17 protein-coding genes are annotated in these 19,241 nt (G+C 45.4%); 7 read left to right on the top strand and 10 right to left on the bottom strand.

The genetic code is table 11. The features are described from left to right. Positions 1-246: 246 nt before the first annotated feature. The 4 genes from R7E00_RS08715 to R7E00_RS08700 are packed head-to-tail and all read left to right on the top strand — an operon-like array spanning position 247 to position 2,755. Positions 247-1,125: a transcriptional regulator gene (locus tag R7E00_RS08715; RefSeq protein WP_025766992.1), complete on the top strand. Its 879-nt coding sequence runs from the start codon at positions 247-249 to the stop codon at positions 1,123-1,125. Positions 1,126-1,136: 11 nt separating this feature from the next. After that, entirely contained in the window at positions 1,137-1,652 is a 516-nt protein-coding gene (gene toxS, locus R7E00_RS08710; protein ID WP_005382091.1) for a transmembrane regulator ToxS, read from the top strand. Positions 1,653-1,699: 47 nt separating this feature from the next. Next, positions 1,700-2,455, top strand: coding sequence for a sulfite exporter TauE/SafE family protein (locus tag R7E00_RS08705; protein ID WP_047102891.1), 756 nt, complete (start codon positions 1,700-1,702; stop codon positions 2,453-2,455). Positions 2,456-2,476: 21 nt separating this feature from the next. Continuing rightward, entirely contained in the window at positions 2,477-2,755 is a 279-nt protein-coding gene (locus R7E00_RS08700) for a SelT/SelW/SelH family protein (protein ID WP_005382088.1), read from the top strand. A gap of 39 nt (positions 2,756-2,794) precedes the next feature. Here the strand turns inward: R7E00_RS08700 and yfcE are convergent, their stop codons facing one another. The 6 genes from yfcE to R7E00_RS08670 form a co-directional block, all read right to left on the bottom strand. After that, positions 2,795-3,340, bottom strand: coding sequence for a phosphodiesterase (gene yfcE / locus R7E00_RS08695; protein ID WP_017634822.1), 546 nt, complete (start codon positions 3,338-3,340; stop codon positions 2,795-2,797). A gap of 75 nt (positions 3,341-3,415) precedes the next feature. Further along, a complete protein-coding gene (locus tag R7E00_RS08690) occupies positions 3,416-3,625 on the bottom strand; it encodes a hypothetical protein (RefSeq protein WP_005382086.1) in 210 nt (69 codons plus the stop codon). A gap of 148 nt (positions 3,626-3,773) precedes the next feature. Beyond that, positions 3,774-4,181, bottom strand: coding sequence for a CBS domain-containing protein (locus tag R7E00_RS08685; RefSeq protein ID WP_031781352.1), 408 nt, complete (start codon positions 4,179-4,181; stop codon positions 3,774-3,776). Beyond that, entirely contained in the window at positions 4,178-4,528 is a 351-nt protein-coding gene (locus R7E00_RS08680; RefSeq protein ID WP_005382084.1) for a P-II family nitrogen regulator, read from the bottom strand. Before R7E00_RS08680 ends, R7E00_RS08685 begins: the two co-directional genes overlap by 4 nt. Beyond that, on the bottom strand, positions 4,518-5,309 hold the full coding sequence (locus R7E00_RS08675; RefSeq protein ID WP_005382078.1) for a DUF1538 domain-containing protein: 792 nt from the start codon (positions 5,307-5,309) through the stop codon (positions 4,518-4,520). Before R7E00_RS08675 ends, R7E00_RS08680 begins: the two co-directional genes overlap by 11 nt. Further along, entirely contained in the window at positions 5,306-6,040 is a 735-nt protein-coding gene (locus tag R7E00_RS08670; RefSeq protein WP_017634823.1) for a DUF1538 domain-containing protein, read from the bottom strand. Before R7E00_RS08670 ends, R7E00_RS08675 begins: the two co-directional genes overlap by 4 nt. A gap of 255 nt (positions 6,041-6,295) precedes the next feature. Here R7E00_RS08670 and R7E00_RS08665 point away from each other — a divergent pair, with 255 nt between their 5' ends. From R7E00_RS08665 to R7E00_RS08655, 3 genes are all read left to right on the top strand, one after another. Then, positions 6,296-7,210 (top strand): TIGR01777 family oxidoreductase, encoded by a 915-nt coding sequence (locus R7E00_RS08665; protein WP_047102894.1) that lies wholly within the window; start codon positions 6,296-6,298, stop codon positions 7,208-7,210. 44 nt (positions 7,211-7,254) lie between these two features. Further along, complete coding sequence (locus R7E00_RS08660) at positions 7,255-8,082, top strand: SDR family oxidoreductase (protein ID WP_064353702.1); 828 nt, start codon at positions 7,255-7,257, stop codon at positions 8,080-8,082. Between the two features lie 472 nt (positions 8,083-8,554). Next, complete coding sequence (locus tag R7E00_RS08655) at positions 8,555-9,409, top strand: co-chaperone YbbN (RefSeq protein ID WP_005388628.1); 855 nt, start codon at positions 8,555-8,557, stop codon at positions 9,407-9,409. Between the two features lie 60 nt (positions 9,410-9,469). Here the strand turns inward: R7E00_RS08655 and R7E00_RS08650 are convergent, their stop codons facing one another. From R7E00_RS08650 to bcsA, 4 genes are read right to left on the bottom strand one after another with little or no spacing between them, the layout of a single operon-like run. Further along, on the bottom strand, positions 9,470-13,234 hold the full coding sequence (locus R7E00_RS08650; protein ID WP_161441527.1) for a cellulose synthase subunit BcsC-related outer membrane protein: 3,765 nt from the start codon (positions 13,232-13,234) through the stop codon (positions 9,470-9,472). Beyond that, positions 13,225-14,331, bottom strand: coding sequence for a cellulose synthase complex periplasmic endoglucanase BcsZ (gene bcsZ / locus R7E00_RS08645; protein ID WP_161441528.1), 1,107 nt, complete (start codon positions 14,329-14,331; stop codon positions 13,225-13,227). Before bcsZ ends, R7E00_RS08650 begins: the two co-directional genes overlap by 10 nt. Further along, positions 14,331-16,616 carry a cellulose biosynthesis cyclic di-GMP-binding regulatory protein BcsB gene (gene bcsB / locus R7E00_RS08640; protein ID WP_053303301.1) on the bottom strand — a complete coding sequence of 762 codons (2,286 nt, stop codon included), beginning with the start codon at positions 16,614-16,616 and terminating at the stop codon, positions 14,331-14,333. The genes bcsZ and bcsB overlap by 1 nt, the downstream gene beginning before the upstream one ends. Then, a complete protein-coding gene (gene bcsA, locus R7E00_RS08635) occupies positions 16,606-19,239 on the bottom strand; it encodes a UDP-forming cellulose synthase catalytic subunit (RefSeq protein WP_262606275.1) in 2,634 nt (877 codons plus the stop codon). The genes bcsB and bcsA overlap by 11 nt, the downstream gene beginning before the upstream one ends. Positions 19,240-19,241 lie beyond the last annotated feature (2 nt).

Here is a 19,241-nt window from a genome sequence, read left to right as displayed (position 1 = left end):
TTGGCTTTTTCATAGGGACAAGTTTGTGACTTTCCCCTTGAAATCACCTTACCGAGATGTCATTTAACATGTGGCTGACAAATGTAAATTCAAGGTCAATATTGCTAAAAACGGTGTTTTTTTAGAAAATTTTAATTATCCTACCCGTCTAAAAGCATCTAAAATGTCGTGCGCACTCCAAGCGCCCCGGTAATTTTGTGACATAAATCACCATAATTACAACATCATCCATCTAAGAAGAACTAAATGACTAACATTGGCACCAAATTTCTACTTGCTCAAAGGTTCACCTTTGATCCAAATAGTAATTCGCTCGCTGACCAACAAAACGGCAACGACGTTGTACGATTAGGAAGCAACGAAAGCCGTATACTTCTGATGTTGGCAGAGAGACCAAACGAAGTTTTAACCCGTAACGAGCTTCACGAGTTTGTTTGGCGTGAGCAAGGTTTTGAGGTGGATGACTCAAGCCTGACTCAAGCGATTTCTACTCTGCGTAAGATGTTGAAGGATTCAACAAAATCTCCAGAGTTTGTTAAAACGGTACCTAAACGTGGCTACCAACTCATTTGTTCAGTGGAACGCTTGAGCCCATTTTCTACTGACTCTAACACTGACGTTGAAGAAACCGCTTCTGAACACGAAGCGCCAGCAGTGGAGTTAGAAGCGAGCGATACACCACCAACAGAGATAGTGACCGATACTACTGCTGATCTTGAGCCTCAAGTAGAGCCGACTAAAACTCAGCCGAAGCCAGCATCTAACACGATTAACTGGCTACCGCGTGTCATTATCTTTTTGTCTCTGCTGCTTCCTGTTTGCGTATTGTTATTCACGAACCCTGCGGAATCCCAATTCCGTCAGATTGGTGAGTATCAAAGTGTACCGGTGATGACACCTGTAAATCACCCTCAAATCAACAACTGGTTGCCTTCAATAGAGCAATGCATTGAGCGCTACGTGAAGCACCATGCAGAAGACTCGTTGCCAGTGGAAGTGATTGCCACTGGTGGACAAAATAACCAGCTGATTCTGAACTACATTCATGACAGTAACCACTCTTACGAGAACGTAACACTGCGTATTTTCGCAGGTCAAAACGATCCAACAGACATCTGCAAATAAAGGAGGCCAATATGAAGATTAAATTAGCATCTGCGGTTTTGGCCGTATCCGTTCTTTTCAGTAGTTGGTTGTATTGGGGAAGTGACCTAAAAGTGGAGCAGCTCCTCACAGCAAACGAATGGCAGTCGACCATGGTGACAGTCATTACAGACAGCTTGCCTGACGATACTGTCGGCCCACTACGCCGAGTTAATGTTGAATCAAACGTGAAATATCTCCCTAATGGTGACTATATTCGCGTAGCAAATATAAAACTATTCGCTCAAGGTTCAACCGCAGAATCAACGATAAATATCTCGGAAAAAGGCCGCTGGGAAGTAAGTGACAACTATTTGTTGGTCTCGCCTTCGGAGTTTAAAGATATTTCATCTTCTCAATCAAAAGACTTTTCCGAAGCACAGCTACGTTTAATTACTCAAATTTTTAAGCTAGATGCGGAGCAAAGTCGTCGTATTGACGTCGTGAACGAAAAAACACTCTTGCTCACTAGCTTGAACCACGGTTCTTCGGTACTGTTTAAAAACTAATTTTGATTGGATGATAAGGGGGGCAAGACGCCCCCTTTGTTTTGCTTATGGATTGGCTAGATACCACTACTCTCTTTTTCGGTTCACTAATCGCCAACACGCTGGCTTCACTTTCCGGTGGCGGAGCAGGCTTGCTTCAATTCCCTTTACTCATCTTTCTCGGCTTACCGTTCTCCGTTGCGCTAGGCACACATAAGGTGGCTTCGGTCGCTTTAGGCTTAGGCGCAGCAAGCACGCATTTAAGATCAGGCACTATTAAATGGAAAATCGCGCTCTACCTTATCTTGTCCGGTAGTATTGGCGTGATTTTAGGGGCTAACTTAATTGTACAGATCCCTGATGGTATCGCGGAAAAGATGCTCGGTACGATGATCCTAGCGCTGGGTATCTACTCGCGATTTAAGACATCGCTAGGCCAAGCTGAAGTAATACGCAACCGTCATCCTATTGGTTGGGTTATTGGTGGAATTGGCTTGCTGTTCATCGGCATCATTAACGGATCTCTTACCGCAGGTTCTGGTTTGCTCGTGACACTATTTTTGGTGCGCTGGTTTGGTTACGACTACAAACAAGCCGTTGCTTACACCATGATTTGTGTCGGCCTGTTTTGGAATGGCATTGGAGGCATTGCCGTCGTACAGGCAGGGGCGCCTATTCACTGGGCTTGGTTACCTGTTTTATTGTTAAGCTCTTTTCTAGGCGGCAGTTTAGGCGCATGGGCCGCGACTCGATACAGTAACAGAGTGATTAAAGTTGCATTCGAAATTCTCACGTTTGCGGTGGGCATCAAGTTGCTGGTTTAAAAAGATTAAAAGGAAAGTTTCATGGATAAAGCAATCATTGATATTTATTACTGCCGCCAGTGCAACTGGATGTTGCGTTCAACTTGGCTATCGCAAGAATTACTGCATACTTTTAGTGAAGAAATAGAAACAATCAGCTTACACCCAGACACAGGTGGTCGCTTCGAAATTTTCTGTAATGGCCAGCAAATTTGGGAACGGAAAAAAGACAGCGGCTTTCCTGAAGCCAAGGTGCTAAAACAGCGCGTTAGAGACATTATCGACCCAGAACGCGATTTAGGACATTCAGACACAAAATAGGGAGCAATTCGCTCCCTATTTTTTTACTTAGTAAAACCGTTAAATCATGGTTTGTGCTAATACTTCGCCTTCTGGCGTTTTTACCGTTAGCTTATTGTCTTCTAGAGTACCAAAGCTTCTCGGTAAGCCATTACGTGGGAATGTCATCGAGCCTGGGTTGAATATAATGGCTCCATCTTGCATCTCTGCGACGGGAACATGTGTATGCCCGTGGGCGATGATATCACCTTCGCGCAGTGGCGGCCGTTTTTCAGAGTTGTACAAGTGACCATGAGTCAAAAAGATTCTCTTGCCAGATTCAAGTAGCACCCATGAGTAATCCATCATCATTGGAAACTTCAATAGCATTTGGTCCACTTCACTATCACAGTTGCCACGTACAGAAATAATTTGATCACTGTATTGGTTCAATAAGTCTGCTACCTGTGGAGGGTTGTAGCCTTCCGGAATAGGGTTTCGCGGCCCATGGTTTAGCGTATCTCCTAGCAAAATCAGGTGGTGCGCACCAGAGGCCAGAAATAGCTCAATGGTTTCTTTAGTTGCTGGCAAAGAGCCATGCAGGTCTGAGGCAAAAAATAGTTTCACGACATTGTCTCCTCAAAAAGTATGAGGTCATTCTACGGCATTTTTTTAGCAGCTCAACCTACGACGGTTTGAATACTACTGATAGCGCAATGATTCAATGACCATAGGCAAAACATAGAACCATGCTGCATACGCTGTTCCAACCAACACCAGTATCCAAAACACCATCGACATAAATTTTGATTTGGCTAGATGGTGCAGCGGATCGGGCTCTCCGCATCCTGGACATGCATGAGCGCGTTTTGAGATTTGTTTCTCACACACGGGGCAAGAGACTAAAGGCATGATACAGATTCCTCGACATTAGGCTTAGGGCGCAAAGAATAATGGTGAATCAACACATATGCAACCTAACATATATTAAATATTTTAGTTCTTTGTAACAGTCGCTGACTTGAGAAAAAATCGTTGATTTTTCATTTATATCAACCTATTACACTTCTTCTCGCACCATACCATTGATGACAATATTGTTATAACTCACCATCCCAATGACCTCGCCACTTTCAATGACCGGCGCTCTGCTTATGCCAAATCGCTCAAACAAACGGGCACAATATTTTACGTTCATATCTGGTTCGACACACAAAGCGGGCTTGGTCATGATTTCATAAATATTTGTGCGCTGAGGAGAACGATTATTCGCCAGCACCTTTTTGGCGATATCATTCATCAACACGATGCCATATTCATCATTATCATCTCGCTTTTTCACCACCAGCGCTTTGACTTGGTATTTTTTCGCTAGCGTTATGCCTTCGTATACGGTCATCAGTCCATCAACCATCACATACGTTGCCGCCATAACATCTCGAACTCTAATTATCGTTTGACTGCTCATAACTCATCCTCAACCACTTTGGTCAACGTTTCTACTTGATGCGCGACACCGACTGCATCTTCAATATCGATCTGAATAGCAATGCCCTGCCCCGACTCTCTGTCGAATTCACCAACCTCATTAATGGTTTCTAATATGTGTCGAGAGAGATGTTCCTCGACCACAAACAGCAGCACATCTTTTTGCACTTCTAGCGTTAAACCAAAAAACGTTCGCTTTTGATTTAAACCTTGCCCGCGAGCATTGTTAATCACTGTTGCACCGGTCGCACCAGCATCGCGTGCAGCGTCCAGCACCTTGTCTGTTTTGCTGTCTTCAACAAACGCAAGTATCAATTTAAAGCGCATTTTCTTCTTCCTCCGAGACGTTTTTATTCAGCCACTGGGTTATTTGCGCATAGCCCATCACAGAGATCATAGGAAATAGACTGGCAAACGCGATCAAGCCAAAGCCATCAATCATTGGGTTTCTTCCAGGGACGGTCGAAGCAAGCCCTAACCCTAATGCAGTTACAAGTGGGACAGTGACGGTAGAAGTTGTTACGCCTCCAGAATCGTAGGCGAGTGGAACAATAAGCTTAGGAGCGTAAAACGTTTGAATCACAACGACGATGTAACCCGCGATGATGTAATAATGAATGGGATCGCCCACGACAATCCGGTAACTCCCTAATGCAATACCAATTGCCACCCCAAACGCAACGGCTACGCGCAAGCCGTTAATACTGATACTGCCTCCAGAGACTTGGTTTGCTTTTATCGCTACAGCGATTAAAGAAGGCTCTGCAATCGTGGTACTAAAGCCTATAAAAAAGGCGAAGGTGTAAACCCAATAATAGTCGACCCACATTAAGGCTTTCCCTACCGATACTTTGAACTCTTGTAAAAACTCCGGCGCCGTTAATTGCACAGCCATCGTCTCCCCAAGTGGAAACAACGCCATTTCTAATCCAAGTAAAAAAAGAGCTAACCCGAAAATCACATAAACGAACCCAAGCAAAACTTTCTTAAGGTTGCTAACAGGACGCCTTAACACGGCTAACTGAAAACCAAAAATAATGCTGGCGATGGGAACGACGTCTCTAACGGTCGATAATAAAGTGTCTAGGAAATGATCAATTGAAATCATGTTACGACCATTCCGTAAACCATCACAAACATCATCGGTAACAGCGAGGCAAAAGCAATTAAACCAAAGCCATCCACCATAGGGTTGCGCCCTTTAATAGAAGACGCTAAACCGACGCCCAGAGCAGTGACCAAAGGTACTGTTATGGTGGACGTGGTTACACCTCCGGAATCGTAAGCGACGCCAATAATGGCTTCAGGTGCAAACCACGTCAGTATTACAACGCCTACATAGCCACCAATGATCATGTAATGAATTGGCCACCCTTTTAAGATGCGCAGAACGCCAATAACGATAGCGATCCCCACAGAAAGTGCCACCGTTACTCGTAGCCCTTGTCCATAATCCTGCATGGATTGCTCTGAGTTTGTGATCATCCCTCCTTCTGCCGCAACTTCTGATGCTTCTTCTGCTACCGCGGTTAATGCAGGTTCAGCTATCGTGGTGCCAAACCCCAAACAAAACGCAAAGACTAATAACCAAAACACGCTGCCTTTTTTTGCAAAGGCTTGAGCCATACTCTCTCCGATAGGAAAAAGACCAAGTTCTAGGCCAAAGATAAAAAAGGTTAATCCTAAAACGACAAGCAACAAGCCAAAAAGAATGGAGACCAGGTTGGGCAGCGGCTCTTGCAAAACGACTAATTGGAAAAAAGTGATAACAATGATGATGGGTAATAAGTCACGAGCACTATTGAGGAGCGCTCGAAAAAGCGCAACAAATGCTTCCATGCCTATCCTCCTTGATTGTGCAAACTGATTACGCTCGTTCCAATGAGCGATAACTTCTAGTCTGGCATAGATTTCACTCTTCTACCGTGAATACACTAGCGCCATCTATAACATTTAGTTACATATTTACTAATATGTGAAGTTAATAGCCTCTCTGTCAGCTTGTCACTATCCTAGAAATAATGGTGTTGAGATGATCAAGCTAAGCACAAAACGACTATAATGTTCTAATACGTGTACATTCAAAGAGATAACATGAAGATATTACTCACAGGTGGCACTGGGTTTATTGGCTCGGAGTTGCTCAAGCTGCTATCAACTCACCAAGTTATGCTACTTACACGCTCTCCAGAGCGAGCAAAACAACGCCTACAGCATGCTGATCTGGGTAATATCGAATACCTTGACTCGCTCGAATCGTTCGCCGATCTCAATCACGTTGATGCCGTCATTAATCTTGCAGGTGAGCCTATTGCGGATAAAAGGTGGACCAGCGAGCAAAAAGAAAAAATCTGCAAAAGTCGTTGGAAAATTACCGAGCAAATTGTTGAGCTGATCCACGCAAGTACCGAACCTCCCTCTGTTTTTATTAGTGGCTCGGCAGTTGGCTACTATGGTGATCAACAAGATCATCCGTTTGATGAGTGCTTACATGTTAATAGCGACGACTTTCCTCACGAGGTTTGTGCAAAGTGGGAGCAAATAGCTAAGCGCGCAGAGTCGGAACAAACACGGGTTTGTCTAATGAGAACTGGCGTGGTACTCGGCCTTAATGGTGGTGCGTTGGCAAAGATGCTATTACCTTACAAGCTTGGCGTAGGCGGCCCACTTGGGAACGGTAATCAGTACATGCCTTGGATTCACATCCTAGATATGGTCCGCGCCATCATGTACTTGCTTGAAACACCACATGCTCACGGTGCATTCAATATGTGCGCCCCCCATCCTGTGACTAATCGTATATTCAGCGGCACACTAGCTAAAACGCTAAAACGTCCGCATATCTTGTTCACGCCTAAATGGGCGATGGAACTCCTAATGGGAGAATCTTCCTGCTTATTGTTTGATAGCATGAGAGCCAAACCCAAAAAACTCACCGAACTGGGCTTTAAATTTAGCTACTCCAGAATAGAGCCAGCACTCAAGCACTTGCTTCATGACCGGAGCTGATGAATGATGGCTCCAATCAATGTTTCTGAGTCTTAAATTAAATTATGAAAAAGTCGATTCTTATTACGGGTTGTTCAACCGGCATCGGTTACGTGTGCGCTCACGCCCTACAAAACAAGGGATTTAATGTCATTGCATCTTGTAGGAAAGAACAAGATGTCCAGCGCCTAATTAATGAAGGGCTAACCTGCATCAATCTAGACCTAAATAGCCCAGAAAGCATTTCTTCGGGCGTGAAGCAAGCGCTAGAGTTAGCAGAAGGTAAGCTTTACGCAGTGTTCAATAATGGTGCCTATGGTCAGCCCGGAGCACTGGAAGACTTACCCACCGAGGCTCTTCAAGATCAATTTCAGACCAACTTTTTTGGTTGGCACCAGTTGGTCAGAGAGGTGCTTCCTCATATGCGCCAGCAAGGCGAAGGACGCATCATACAAAACAGCTCTGTTCTTGGTTTTGCCGCAATGAAATACCGTGGCGCCTATAATTCATCAAAATTTGCCTTAGAAGGCTGGACAGATACGCTCAGGCTAGAGCTTGCGGATACGAATATCAAAGTGGCATTGATAGAACCAGGACCGATCGAAACTCAATTTAGAAACAATGCATTACGAGCCTTTGAGAAGTGGGTTGATATTGAATCTAGCCCCCATCGTCATGCTTATGAAGGACAAAGAGAGCGACTCAACAACGACAAGTCTAATAATCGATTTGTTTTGCCTGCAGAGTCTTGCATCGCACCAGTTCTTCATGCATTAACTAGCGTTTCACCGAAAATTCGTTATCGAATTACTACACCGACTAAATTATTCGCAGTCTTGAAAAGACTATTACCAACCCGTGTACTTGATAAAATTTTGCGACAGGCTGCATAAAAAAGTTTTGTCGAAATGTAATTTCACCGTAACAATGTGATGTCATTATGAACATGTAGGTTAAAAAAACCTCAACTAAACGAATCAATTTCTACGCAATTCAGCGGGGATTCTTTCGCCCAAAGTGATTGAGTTGCTTAGATTTGGTATCGCCACCCATTACGTTTTGTAGCAATGTTTATACTACTGCGAGGCAACAATGACATTAAATCAGCTTAACTGGCTTAGTGTGGGTGTAGTGTTGACCATGTTCATCCTATTTTGATACCGCACTAACAAATAGCATTAGAATTGCGCTGCTTCGGCAGCGTTTTCTTTTTATCTAACACCTGAGCAGCAATAACCTCACTCTATTACCTCACGTTTTCTCAAAATAGAATGATTCATTATTGATGGTGAATGTCGCTTGAATTTCACCTAAATCAACTCCATATCTAATATCAACGACAAGACACAAGGCAAGGATACTCTGATGCAATCCCCATTTATCGTTGAGATAACAGAACAGAACTTTCGCGAAACGCTTGAAGGATCAATGAACACGCCCGTTTTGATCCACTTTTGGGCCAACGCTCAACCAGAAAGCGCACAGATACTCCCTGAGTTGCAATCTCTTGCTCAACAGTACAACGGTGCATTTACGCTTGCTCTACTAAATTGTGAAGATCAGCCCGCTTTAGCGTCTCAATTTGGCGTGCAAGTATTGCCAACTATCGCGCTGTTTATAAATGGTCAAGCCGTCGATGGTCTAGGAGGCCCCCAGCCAATTGATGCCATTGCTACCATGCTACAAAAGCATTTGCCAAGCCCAGATGAACAACTATTAAAACAAGTCAGTGAACTTCTTCAGCAAGGTGAGCATGCTCAGGCTTTGAGCATCATCCACACTTTGCCGCCAGAGCTGCAAGAGCGTGGTGATGTGAAACTCGCGATGGCTGATTGTTTGCTAGAAACCAAACAATTTGATATTGCCCAAGAACTACTGAACGCTATCCCTCTCGAGTATCAAGATAACTACTACAAGAGCCTAATAGCCAAGCTCGAGCTGCATTTGCAGGCTGCAGATAGCCCTGAGTTACAGCGACTAGAACAAGCATACGCAGCAGACATGGCAAACTTCGAACTCGCTTGTGAATTGGCGGTACAATACAACCAAGTTGGTCGGGATGAAGAAGCGTTGGAACTGCTGTGGAATATTCTTAAAAAAGACTTGGGCGCCCAAGACGGTGACGTGAAGAAGACTTTTATGGATATTCTCAGTGCACTAGGTCAAGGTAACGCATTAGCAAGCAAATATCGTCGCCAGCTTTACTCAATTTTGTACTAAGCGCCGCATTCTTCTAAGAATAAGACAACAAAGGCCGGGATTTCCGGCCTTTGTTTTTTGTTAGAAGTCGCTATACAACGTTGGTGCTGCTGGCGGATACTCTATTGGTTGCCAACGATCATTAAAGGTGTACTTGGCATAAAGCATGAAATGGTTTGGTGTATAAAACTCAGAACGTTGTACATCGACTAACGCACCAAGATACCAACGTTTGCTGACTCGCTTTTCCACCGCCGCTTGCAACGACGTACCAAAACCACCACCCTTGTCTGACTCCGCTACTGTCGATAAGTATGGCGCGTCTTCCTTAGTCCAAGAGTTAGAGACGGATGCACTCAATTGATATGACCAAGAACTGTTGTATCGGCCATAAAAGTTGATAGGTAAAGACACCGAGAAGTAACTTTGCGGGCTGTAGTAGCCACCGTGACCTAGCGTGTACTCACCCAGATTTTTGTCGTAATCAAGGTACATTAAGTTCGTACCTATACTTAAACGCTGGTCATCCGTTGCAATTAACTTGTAGTACGCTCCACCTAGCACGCCTAAACGAGTGTTGTCCTCAACCTTTTCACCAGTCAAAACATGATACTGCAAGCTACTCCAAAAACCGTAAGGGCCACCAATGTCCCAACTTGAGCTCAACTTCACACCAGTACGAGCAACTCCGCCCCATTTAGTCCCTTGAGGGTCAGTCGTGCCGCTAGGGACAGACATTCCAGCATAAGAAAGCGCGCTACTGGTCTCAGGGCGACGCGAAGCTTCTGCCGTCCAACCGAACTCACCCAGGTCCCCATTGATGCGCACACCACCAACCCATGTGGTATGGTCGAAACCAATTGGTGTCGTGCCGATATCGACCAACCAATCTTCAGCCTGCCAGCCCACTCCAAATGCCATACCTGATGCGTCATTTTGGAACGAAGTGCTGTCAGAATCGGTGGTTTTTTCATAATAGTCCAACTGACCTGAATCGATAGAAACATAATCGGCTTTTAGCAACAGGTGCCCATCCCAGCTCTCTATCGGGATTCGGGCTTCTATGGGCACTTGATTCGAAGTATTACGGCCATCTCGTGCACTGTAATCCCAGCCAATCATGACATGCCCATCACTCCGATCATGCAGTTTATCGATGTCCGATTTGACGTTACGAGTCAACCAGTAGTCGTCAGCAGTATCATATAGCTCGCGTAAGCTTAGGGGTTCTTTTTTCGCCTCTTCAGGTTCACGATTTTTATCCATTCGGTCACGATTTAAGGCTTGATAGGCGCGTGTTTCAGCTAACGCCCACTGTTGATTTTCCATTGCTATAGACATGCTATTGCGAAATGCTAATGCGTCAGCATCAGGCATCGCATCCAACAACTGATTTAGCGCATTAGCGTCATTTCGATAGCCTTGTTGATTAAACACCGCGGCCACTGTCATCAACTGTGCCGCAGTTAAGCTATCGCGCTTTTTATTCAAAATGAGGTGCATGTCGTGATACGTCGCTTCATACCCAGTCAAAGCACTAGCTTGCAACATGCCAATTTCTGCTTGAGTTTTAAATGGCTCAGGCTTTAAAGAAACTTGTTCATACAAATCCAACGCAAGCTTAGGCTGTTGATTAACCAGCATCAGATCCGCTTGACTCAACAGTCGACGGGTTTTGAGTTCATCAAGCTGTAATGCTTCCGAAGCACTTAAATCTTGTGTTGCGGAATTTAATGCTAAGTCCGCGTACCAACGATCAAAATCTTCAAAGTGATTCAAGCTTACCATCATGCTGCCGTAAGCCAGTTTGTCATCGGTTGACCAATCTTCTGAAAGCGAAATGTTTTGGAAAATCCTCTCAGCTTCCTTAACTTCATCAATGTCTAACCACGCACTCACTAGACGAGCGAGCGGTTGAATTTGACCTTGATAATCAGACTCTAGCGCACGTAATATCGCCATTACTGATTCGGGAGAAGCTAAGTAACGCGTTTGAATGTCTCTCAACTGAGCATCAAGCTTCAAGCGGGTTAAATTGCGCTGCATTGCGTCTGTCATGTCATGTTGTGCGATACTCTCTAGCTCAGCGATGGCCTCATTCACGTTGAAGTCCTGCGCGAGATAAAGCGCGTAAGCAAATTTCATTTCAGGGTCATTACTAGATGTAGCCCAATCGGACATCAGCGTATCCGCGCGTACTTTGTCGCCCATTGAATGAACCACGTCAGCAATATCAAGCCTTAACCATGGGGAGGTTGGCTGTAGCGCAATCAATTCCTCTACGGACGCTTTCATCGTTGCCTGATCATTTTGAGCGATTGCGATCCGCAGACGAGTCAAAATAACTTCCGACTTGATGCTCGCTATTTTTTCAGCGACCACTTTCTGCTGTGGGGCTGAGTAACTGCGCGCGAGTGCTTCCGCGCCAGACCAATCTTGCTGCTGAATACGAACATCTAAGCGACCACGCAATGCAGAGCTATTGCTGCTATCCAGTTGCAAAGCTTGTTTGAAAACCTTCTCTGCCGCGGCATAATTTTCTTGTACCAGATACAAAGAGCCTAATGATGAATAAGCATAAGGTTGGGATTTATCTACTTGAATCGCTTTTTGATAAGCGCTTTCTGCTTGCTTAAACTGGCCTTTTTCGACCAAGGCATCACCTTGATCAAGATACGCCCAATATTGAGAAGTCTCGATTAGCGCTGCCCATTTTGAGGCCGAGTCAGGATTATGATCTAAGTGCTGAGCCTGTTTAAAGTATCCGAGCGCTTTTTGTTGCTGCCCTCTACGTAGATAAACCTTACCCATAGCACCAAGCAATTCAGGATCTTGCGGACGAGTCGTCAACGCATAACGCAGCTGAGCTTCTGCTTGGCCGGTTTTATCTTCCTCGAGCAACGCTAACCCTTTGAGCTTGGCGAGATAAGTGGGGTCTTTGCGTAGTTCCTTTTCCTTTTTCCAGCGATCTTTCGCGCTTTGATTCGCTCTTTGTATCTCCATGTCAGACGGGTAGTAGCTAGCTAAGATGGCATATTGCTGAACAACTTGATCTGAAATAGGCAATTGATCCAATGCACGCAACCACGACGTTGCCGCATTTGTTCCAACCGAAGGAGCAAGCGCTAACTTTTTATAGGTATCGAGAATCCATGGATCAGCAGGATTCTCTTTGCGAATGTGGTTGGCTAACGCGAGTTGAAAAGACGGAACACTAGGATAATTTGCATTTAAACGTTCCAGTCCCTGTTTTACCGAGCTCCAACTGCCTGGCAAATTACTTTGCAACTGTAGGAATTCCAGTTGTAACGCTGGTGATGGCATTCCATTTGGGAAAAGGGCTTTGTAAGCTTGAATCGCTTCATCGTAACGACCAGATTTTGCAAGCAACTGAGCGCGCTGATAATCCGCTCTTTTCTCTCCCTGAATAGCCATAATCGATGACAAGTTTTTCGCTTGAGTCGAATGAGGCGCCTGTCTGATTAAGCGCTCAAATACCGGTTTTGCTAATTCTGGCTGCTTACGTTTCAGATACATATTCGCTTGATAGAAAAGCCCCGTTGGATTGCTTTCTTCAATCGCGAACAGCCTCTCCAGAGTACTCTCGACAATATCATCTCGGCCAATCGCATCCGCCAGTTTTAGCTGCTCAACCAACCACTCAACCGAGTCAACTCGTGCTAATGATGTGGAAAATTGAACCAGCTCGATAGGCTTGTAGACCTGTGCGAGCTGCGACTTTGTCAGAGGTTTTGAGCTAAAGCTTTCTGCATGCACAGTGCCGACGCCACCAGCCGCCAAAGCAACCAGTGGAATCCACCATAACACGCGTCCTGTTACTGACATCTCTCGCTCCATACAGGAAGCAATTCACCTTGCACACCAAAACGGTAACGTTCTTCATGCCAACCAAGCCCAAATAGACTTAATACGTTGTCGTAATAATGATCGTTTTTGTCCACCACAAGTTCATTTTGAGCACGACGAAACTGCGTCTCCAACAGCGTAGATTCACCAGAAGCCGCGAGTAACGGAAGAGCCGCAGCAGAAAAACCTGCGCTTCCTGCTTGGGTATATTTACCCGTTTCAGTATTTACTTCTCTCGCTGGCGCACCAAGGGCTTTGGTTGCCGCGACAAACGGCTGCATTTTTTGTACTAATACTGCTTTTTCTGAAACTTGGTCATTTAGCATACCCGCCCAAAGATAAGTGCGGATCGCGTTGTAACTGCCCATCGGCCCTGTAACCACATCTGAGCTATAACGACCATTTCTCAATGCTGCCCAGTCTGGGCTAAAGCCAGCTGGCATCGTTTTCTCTAGCATGTGAACACTTGCCTTGTACATTGAATCCCAGTTGTATTGCGGGTACAGCGACTGCATACGAGCAATCAGTTGTAACGGAACATAACTCGGATTCACACGGTACTGGCCGTCGGCATCAAAGCCCGTTGGAGCTGGCAACAATACCGTTCCAACTCCCGCTATGTTGACGGTTTCTTCACGTAAAATACGACTCGCGATCAGATGTCCAAGGGTCTGATAGTAGTAGTTATTCCATAATCTCCCCGCCTCAACAAGGGAGTAAGCTATCCACAAATCTGAATCTGACGCTGGGTTAGAATCCAAGACTCCGAACTGACCATTTTCTTTTCTTCCCCACAACCAAGCAGGAAGCCTTGCCGTCAAATCCCCACCAGCCAAATGTGATTGAGTCCATTTTAAAACCTGATCGAAGGTTTTAGGGTCATTGGCAACCAAGGCAAAGAACAATGCGTAAGATTGGCCTTCCGAGGTTGTAATCATACGCTCGTCACTGCCATCAACGACTCGGCCTTGCTCCATGTATACCGACTTAAATGTTTCCCATTGTGGCCACTCGCAGGTGTTAGCCCACAAGTAAGGAGACACGAACAACATAAGGAACGAGATGAGTTTTTTCATTATTCCTCTTCCTCAGTTTTTTCTAAACGTCTAGACGCGACTTGACGTAATACGCGCCAAAGCACAATGGTTACGATCACCACTAGCAAGGCGGCAAAGCACGCAACGATGACTGGGTGATTAGAGAAGTGATACCAAACGAGCTGCCACACAGGAAGCTTACCGACATAGTAGTGCGAACCCACGTTGTAGCTTGCTACTTCGTTATTTCTCAACGTCACCACCGAGCCAAACATGTGCTCCACTTTACCGGAGTCAGCCAACGCGCGATCAACCGACGAAAAATCTGACGGGTGAGCCGCCATAATAGAAATGACGCTGCGTTTTTTCGTAAATGGCGATTCTGCACCATAAATAGCAGCAAAAGAGCCTTCTGCCTCGACAGAAACATAATCTGCGGCGGCTTGACGAGCATCACTTGGACTCATCCAGTTCATTCCGAGCTGCTTTTCATTTTTGCTTGGTAGGCGAATTTGTCTCTGACCCTCTTTAACCACTAAGTTAACTTGGTCAGGATTATTAGCGGCTTCTTCTAATGCATCCACAACACCAATCGTCAGGATATCTTTATTTTTTAGTTGCTCAGCATTCCATTTATCTGTCAAAAGCACCTGAATACCTGGGTACCCAGAGTCACGTCCCAATGACCCCATGACGTTTAAGAAGGTTTGCAACACTTCTTTTGGAGCACTCTCTGGAACAACAATAGCAGTTTCTGACAAATCAGCCATGCGAGTGTAAGGAAAACCGGATGTAGCAAAAGCGCGCATATTTGGCATTTCGATGTAGTGGGGGAAACCACTAAAATCAACCGTAGAGTCACCATCAATAACCGCGTATTGCTTACTTGGCTGCGTTACCTGGCACTGCCCATCGGTCACCGAAGCAAAGCCAAATTCGAACTCGATTCGGTTTTGACTACCCACCTTAAAAGCCGGAATGCGAACAAACGTATCACCACTTAGAATGCCATCATCTAACAAAGGAACACGTATACGGTTAGATTCTCCACCTTGACCTTTTGTGGTTAGGTTGAACGCCTCAATGAATTGGTCATTAATACTCAAAGTCAGACGAGAGCCGGAATGATCCGCAGCAGGCGGTGAATAACGATAGTTAAGATCCATCGGTATACCACGGCTTTGCCAAGTAAAGAGATCGGGTGGTAAACGCAAACTTACGTTGATTGGTGGAGGCGTTCGGCCTTCCACTTGCAGCATGCTTTTTTGTTCGACTAACTCAGACAATGCAACAGGACGAGCCGTACTCACCCAGTTTGGCGCATCGTACGGGACTCGTGGTTTGATTTGTTTGACTTCATTAATCTTCGCGATTGGTCCAGTAAGAAGTTGGTTTCCCAACGCCAAACCTTGCACCGCAATGTTAAGATCCTTACTGTCACGGCCTGTCACCAGAAGAAACTTCACGTACGGGTCTGTTGGATGAGTGATGACTTGAAGACGAGGGCCATCCGTGTCTGGAAAATCTCTCAGAAACTCAGGTTTGTTGTCATTGGTAACAAAGACAATGGCGTTGCGCTTAGGTAACGTGTCGACACTAAAAGGGAATTGAGCACCACGCCAACCCGCAAGAGCACCAAAGTAAGAGCTCAAGACACCGGCAGCCTTGACATCATCTAAATCGTATTTGCTACCCATCACGACAGGCAGATTTAACTGGCTGAAATCACGGACATCAAAAAAAGGAGCCGGTAACAAACTCAAGTCACTTTCCAGCACTGTCTTTTGAGCAAGCATCTCAATTCGACTACTTTGGCTAATCTCAGCCCAAATGCTCGAGTCATTGGGATTAGCACAGTCTTTCTGAGTATTCCCTATTAACTCAAAGCGAATTTGGTTGTAATTACTAAAGTAACGAGTGTCCAGCGGCATAGATAAGCTCAACTTTTTGCCTTGCTGGCCATCGACGATTGACGCTACTCCCATAAGTTCGTTGTTCAAATACACTTTGACGTGAGAAACCAAAGAGAGCAACGCTGGCGAAGGTGTGATATCAAAGTGCAACGTTGCTTTAGATACCACCTCATCGAGTCGCGAACCGAAACCAATATAAGCACTGGCCTCACTACCTTGGATAGCAATTGAACCACTGTAACCTAATTGACTAAATGGGATGACGCGCTTAAACACGGTCGAATCTTCAGCATCTTGCTGTGCCAAAGGCGTTGCTTGTTGCTGACTTACTTCTTGTGCCGCGAGACTGCACGACATACACATGAGAGTGATAGCCGTTGTCAACGCTGTTAGTTTTTTATTATTTAGCATGACTTGAGGTCCTGATTGGGACATAACGAGGTCTTAGTGACCAAATAAATTCGATACAAAATAAAAGTGCATTCACACTGACCTGAACAAACTTAGGACAATGTTGCAGCAAGCGTTTGTATCCATTAAAGCCGACTTGCAGTACAGCCTGCATACTCGATAGAGGTTTATCTGATTGATAACCTTGTTGCCATTTCGCCCATGTATCTGCACGTGCAAATGTACATTGGACGTATTGGATTCGTTGTTGATGAGACAATTCGTTGAGTTGTAAACCAAATATCCCCTTATGAGCATAGGCAACCGTCATAGGGAACACGAATTCTTGGCCACCTCGATTGAGGATCACTTCTAAGGTTTGACCGAGTAAGTAAGCACAGGTTGGTTCATCGACCCCGTCAATTTCTATGCGCACGCCCCCCAAAGAGAAATCCTTCATCTGCGCTTGTATTAAATGCCCAGAATTAAGCCTAACCGCGACAGGAATCGCCACCTCTACTCGGTGATCTTTTCGCACTTGTTTAGCTTCTACTGCAACCGCAACGGCAGCACCTAAAATCAACAGGTTGTACATCGTCCATACGAGATTCACGATAACTGTACCGATTTCATTTTGAGGCCCCCACCCCATTCGGTAAATCCCTACAGCGAAGCCCAAAATGTTGAGTGCAACCAAAACCAAATATGGTCGAGAGATCACCCAATCGTAGTGAGACTTTTCAACCAAACCGCCTTTTGCCGTTACGTTGAATGTCCCTTTATGGGGCGCAAACAAAGCCACCGTTGTTGGCCTTGCGATATACCAAGCAAGCACGGTTTCGTATACCTCACCCCAAAACGAATAACGGTAGTCACCCTGCATACGAGAGTTGGTCATGCTGGCGTGAATCATGTGGGGTAATACGTACAAAATGATCGCCAGCGCTGGTGCATAAATCACGTAGGAATGCAGCAACAAATAAGCCAAGGGTGCGATCAGGAATACAATCCTCGGGATACCAGATAGAAAGTGCAGCATGGCATTGACGTAACAAAGCCGTTGAGAGAGCTTAAGCCCCTTTCCAGTCAATGGATTATCTACCCTAAATATCTGCGCCATCCCGCGAGCCCAACGAATGCGTTGCCCAACATGTGCAGACAATGTTTCTGTCGCCAAACCAGCAGAAATCGGCTGCTTAAGATATGCAGAACGATAGCCTAAACGGTGCATGCGCAGAGACGTGTGCGCATCTTCCGTCACGGTTTCGACTGCAATACCACCGACTTCCTCTAAAGGCTCTCGACGTAAAATAGCGCACGAGCCACAGAAGAAAGTCGCATCCCATAAGTCGTTACCATCTTGAATCAGGCCGTAAAACAAGTTGCCTTCGTTTGGCACGTTACGAAAGTTCGATAAGTTACGCTCAAAAGGATCCGGTGAGAAAAAATGGTGCGGCGTCTGAATAAGCGCCAACTTTGGATCTTTCAGGAACATCCCCATTGTGAGCTGAAAAAATGCTCGTGTAGGAATATGGTCACAGTCAAAAATCGCAACAAACTCACCGTTGGTCTGCTTCAACGCATAGTTAATGTTACCGGCTTTCGCATGTTCATTCGTTGGGCGGCGGATGTAGTTCACCCCTACACTTTTGGCGAAATCTCGGAAGCTATCACGCTTGCCGTCATCCAGAATGTGGATGTTAAGTTTGTCTTTCGGCCAATCGACACCTAACGAGGCATAAACCGTCGCTTTCACAACATCGAGATCTTCGTTGTAAGTAGGGATCATCAAGTCAATGGTTGGCCAAGTTGACTGATCCGGTGGCATCGATACTGGTTTGCGATTCAATGGCCAGATATTTTGGAAATAGCCAAGCATCAGCACAATCCAAGAATACGTCTCAGCTAGAAGTAAAACGCCCCCTAGAAACAAAGCAACAGGATCGTCCCAGTTCAGGGTAGACGAATAACGCCACCACAAGTATCGACATGAGGCCGTAACCGACAAGATGATCAAAAGCATGGTAGGAAAACGACCCGGCATGCGACGGACCATCATCGCTAATGCCCAGAGTAACAGCACAAAGACAGTCTGAGCCTGATAACCAAATGGCACCGTAAAACAAAGCAAAGCGATTAACACCACGAAAAACAGCAAAGTGTAGTTCAACGCCATCGCGGACTTACTTGCTTTAATACGCTCTCGAACTTGTGGATCTTTGATGTTGTTCGCTGTCTGTTCTAACCAGCGGACGCCTTTTGCAACCACTTCAAATGGCAAGTAGAACGCATTGCGAATTTGCTCGGCTAAAGTCATCGCTAAGCTGCTGGTTTTTTTGGACCATGCTGTATTTACGTTTTGCCTGAAGCAAAGCAACCACACGCTTTGGATAATAAAACGTACAGGATCAAACCATCTTGGCGCAGCAAAATTAACGTTTGGATAGTAAACCAAAGGCAGTTTCCATGAGGGAACACCCGAAATAACCGGCTTTAAAAATACAAAACTCAATGAAAACCAAAAAGACAAAGCACACTCACCAACCCAGTTTGTTTTACAATTCCAGGCTTGCTCGTAAGCGTTCTTCTGCAGTCTGAATTGATCCACTACCCAACGTTGGAAAATCAGATTAAGACTTCGCATAA

The organism is Vibrio sp. Vb1755, from assembly GCF_033338635.1.
Lineage (GTDB): Bacteria > Pseudomonadota > Gammaproteobacteria > Enterobacterales > Vibrionaceae > Vibrio > Vibrio alginolyticus.
The sequence above is the reverse complement of the archived record's forward strand: the minus strand, read 5'-3'. Positions and strand labels throughout refer to the sequence as shown.